This is a genomic window from Endozoicomonas sp. YOMI1 (assembly GCF_024606345.1).
Taxonomy (GTDB): domain Bacteria; phylum Pseudomonadota; class Gammaproteobacteria; order Pseudomonadales; family Endozoicomonadaceae; genus Endozoicomonas.
In genome coordinates this window covers 1-3,665 of sequence record NZ_JAHHPM010000254.1, presented here as the reverse complement: position 1 = coordinate 3,665, position 3,665 = coordinate 1, and the positions used below count along the sequence as shown (strand labels likewise).

The window sequence follows — 3,665 nt, the reverse complement described above, 5'->3', positions numbered from 1 at the left end:
CTACCGTCGGGCAGACGGGATGTTAAGTCTGCGGAGTTCGTGTGAGACCTAGAGAACTTGGGTTGGTTCGTCACCGTAAAAGTTCTCACTACGGGAACTTTTATGCGATAACCAAGCTGTTCTCTGGGCAACGAACTGTGAAACAGAAACGTTCTTGAGCGATCAAGAACCCTCGCTCGATAGGGCGGGGAGTGTCAGAGCCTCGAAGGATTACCCATGCCTAACCAAAGTGATTTGCTGACCCACCATATTTCCCAGCAGTTTAACCATGAACTGGAAGAGCTTCGAAATAACCTGTTGTCCATGGGCGGCATGGTTGAAAAACAGGTCAGTGATGCCATTGAGTCACTGATCAATGCCGACAGTGACCTGGCCATCGTTGTTTGTGAAAAAGACACCGACATCAACTTTATGGAAACGTCCATTGATCAGGAGTGTTCCAGAATTCTTGCCCGCCGTCAGCCTGCGGCCAGTGATTTACGCTTGGTTCTGGCATGCACCAAAGTGGCCACGGACCTGGAGCGCATTGGTGATGAAGCGGCCAAAATTGCGCGGTTTGCCATAAAATTGTCAGAACAGGGGGAAGCGCCCAAAGGTTATATTGAAACCCGTCATATTGGCAGCCATGTTCGCCAGATGACTCAGGATGCCCTGAATGCCTTTGCCCGATTTGATGCAGAGCAGGCCCTGACTGTGGCCAAAGAGGATAAAGCGGTTGATCGGGAGTATAAAAGTGCTACTCGTGAACTGGTCACTTATATGATGGAAGATCCCCGCTCCATTACCCGTGTTTTGAACATTATGTGGGTATTACGCTCTCTGGAGCGGATTGGTGATCATGCCAGAAATATTGCGGAGTATGTTATTTACCTGGTAAAAGGCACGGATGTCAGACACATTGGTCTTAAACGGATGCAGGAAGAGGTGTTTGATAAGCAGCTGGATGATTGAAACAGTGCTACCTTTTGTTTTAATTAAAATGGTTCAGGGGATTTAAACTCCCCTTTTTTTATTTCTACTAATAAACACACATTTAAGAATGTGGTTTTCAATTTTCTTATTTTTTAATTTGTCGGATATTTTCAATTAGCTGTTTGGTATTTTGCGCTAATCTTTAGTTATTAATACCTTTCAGGCAATCATGCTGTTTGTTTCTGAATTAATCTCTTGTAAGAAAACACGGATGAAACAATCAGCAGGTAGCTATGAATCACTCCAGTACCATGCATGACGGCTGGGATATTCCTGATGAACAACCCGCCAGCAGCGATGACCTTCTTGAATGCCTCGCCTTGTTAACCCGCCATTACGGGAATCCATATTCACGAGAATCTTTAAAGGCTGGAATGCCCCTTGAGAATGGCAAATTTACTGCAGAAGTATTTATTCGATCGTCGGAAAGAGCGGGTCTGGCCTGTAAAGTTCATAAGCGAGAGATTGCAGAAATATCTTCACTGGTTGTTCCTGCCGTTTTGTTACTGAGTAAACGAAAAGCCTGCATTTTGTCTGACATTGACCATGCAAAAGGCACTGCCCGGATTATTATGCCGGAAACCGGTGAGGGCACGAAAACAATCAGTATTGAAGAATTAAATGAATTTTACAGTGGCTATGTTATCTATGTCCGTGAAAAGCACCGTTATGATCGTCGGACCCCGCAGAAATTAACGGTTAAATCCAGGCATTGGTTCTGGGGAACTATTCTGGGTTCATGGAGAATTTACCGTGATGTTTTACTGGCATCACTGTTGATCAATATCTTTGCAGTTGCCAGCCCGCTGTTTGTCATGAATGTGTATGACCGGGTGGTTCCCAATCAGGCATTCAATACACTCTGGGTTCTGGCCATTGGTGCTTTTATTGTTTTCAGTTTTGATTTTATTCTGAAAATGGTGCGCAGCTATTTTATTGATCTGGCCGGTAAAAAGTCCGATATTTTGCTCTCTTCTGCCATCATGGAGCAGGTTCTTGGGTTGAGCATGAAGGCTAAGCCTGCTTCCGTTGGTTCCTTTGCAAAAAACCTTCAGGATTTCGAAAGTATTCGGGAATTTATTACCTCTTCAACGGTAACTGCGCTGGTTGACTTGCCGTTCACCTGTATCATTCTTTTCGTAATATTTATGCTTGGAGGCCCGGTGGCTCTGGTGCCTTTGGGAGCGATGTTGATCATTGGTCTTTATAGCTTCTTCATTCAGGAACCTCTTAAAAACTCCGTTGAAAAAACACTTCGTTCCAGTCAGCAGAAAAATGCCACATTGATTGAAAGCCTCTCAGGCATGGAAGCCCTGAAAATTGCCCAGGCAGAGAGTGATATTCAGTACCGATGGGAAAAAGCCGTTAGCCATATTGCTACCTGGAGCATTAAAACCAAACTGCTCAGTGCTTCTGCCACCAGTTTCAGTGCCTATGTGCAACAAATGGCCAATATAGGCATGGTTATTCTTGGGGTTTATCTGATCGTTGAAGGCGAGTTGAGTATGGGGGGGCTGATTGCCTCTGTCATGCTTTCTGGCCGCTGTCTGGCACCCATGGCACAGATTGCCGGGCTGGCAACCCGCTATAACCAGGCCAAATCGGCTCTGGATGGCCTGAATCAGATCATGGACATGCCAACCGAGCGTCATGAAGACAGGGATTACGTTAATCGTCCAGACCTGAAAGGCAGTATAGAATTTGATGGGGTTAATTTTTCCTATCCTGAGCAGGAAATTCAAGCCTTAAGAGATGTCAGCCTAAGGATTGAAGCCGGTGAAAAGGTTGGGATTATCGGGCGGATTGGTTCGGGAAAGACAACCATCGAAAAGCTGATACTGGGTCTTTATGAACCGGGAGAAGGCGCGGTTCGGGTTGACGGTGTTGATTTACGACAGATCAATCCCACTGACCTTCGTTCCAGTATTGGTTGTGTCAGTCAGGATATAACACTGTTCTACGGCTCAATTAAAGACAATATCACCTTGGGGGCAAACCATATTGAAGACAGCCAGTTACTTGAGGCTGCTGAAATTGCCGGAGTAACGGAGTTTGCCAATAAGCACCCTAATGGGCTGGATATGATCGTGGGTGAGCGCGGACAAAACCTGTCGGGAGGGCAGCGACAAAGTATTGCCCTGGCCCGGGCCCTGCTGATGAATCCACCGATTCTGGTGATGGATGAGCCATCCAGCTCCATGGACAACACAACAGAGCTGCGAATGAAAGAGCAGCTGAAGAACCGGTGTAGCGGCAAGACGTTGATATTGGTTACCCACAAAGCCTCAATGCTGGATCTGGTGGATCGTTTGATCGTAATGGACAGTGGACGTGTCGTTGCGGATGGACCCAAGGACCAGGTACATGCGGCGTTAAGGCAGGGCAAACTCAAAATAGGATAGGCTGGAATGAGTAGCAGCGATGACAAGGACGTGAAGGGCTCGACTGAGGCTCCTGTGAATCAGACTGAACCGTCAGAAGACCACAAAATGAAGTCGGCTGAGTCAGAACAGGGTATGTCAGATCTGGAATTAAATCTTGCTGATGGTAAAGAGCAGAGTGCTTCTGAGGGTGGCAAAGGGAAGGCTTCTTTAGAGACTTCTTTAGAGAATACTTCAGAGAATATTTCAGAGAATACTTCAGAGAATATTTCAGAGAATATTTCAGAGAATATTTCAGAGAATATTTCAGAG

General features: G+C 46.1%; 3 protein-coding genes. All 3 read left to right on the top strand.

The features are described from left to right. Window positions 1-216 precede the first annotated feature (216 nt). Window positions 217-951 carry a phosphate signaling complex protein PhoU gene (gene phoU / locus KDK15_RS08800; RefSeq protein ID WP_257294983.1) on the top strand — a complete coding sequence of 245 codons (735 nt, stop codon included), beginning with the start codon at window positions 217-219 and terminating at the stop codon, window positions 949-951. 254 nt (window positions 952-1,205) lie between these two features. After that, the gene (locus tag KDK15_RS08795; RefSeq protein WP_257294982.1) at window positions 1,206-3,374 is read left to right on the top strand and encodes a type I secretion system permease/ATPase; all 2,169 of its coding nucleotides are present in this window, start codon (window positions 1,206-1,208) and stop codon (window positions 3,372-3,374) included. A gap of 54 nt (window positions 3,375-3,428) precedes the next feature. Next, window positions 3,429-3,665: hypothetical protein (locus KDK15_RS08790; protein WP_257294981.1), on the top strand; the 237-nt coding region annotated here is incomplete at its 3' end.

Bases quoted from the DNA above. Each gene is read 5' to 3' on its own strand.
- phoU (WP_257294983.1), top strand. From the start codon at position 217: ATGCCTAACCAAAGTGATTTGCTGACCCACCATATTTCCCAGCAGTTT.
- KDK15_RS08795 (WP_257294982.1), top strand. From the start codon at position 1,206: ATGAATCACTCCAGTACCATGCATGACGGCTGGGATATTCCTGATGAA.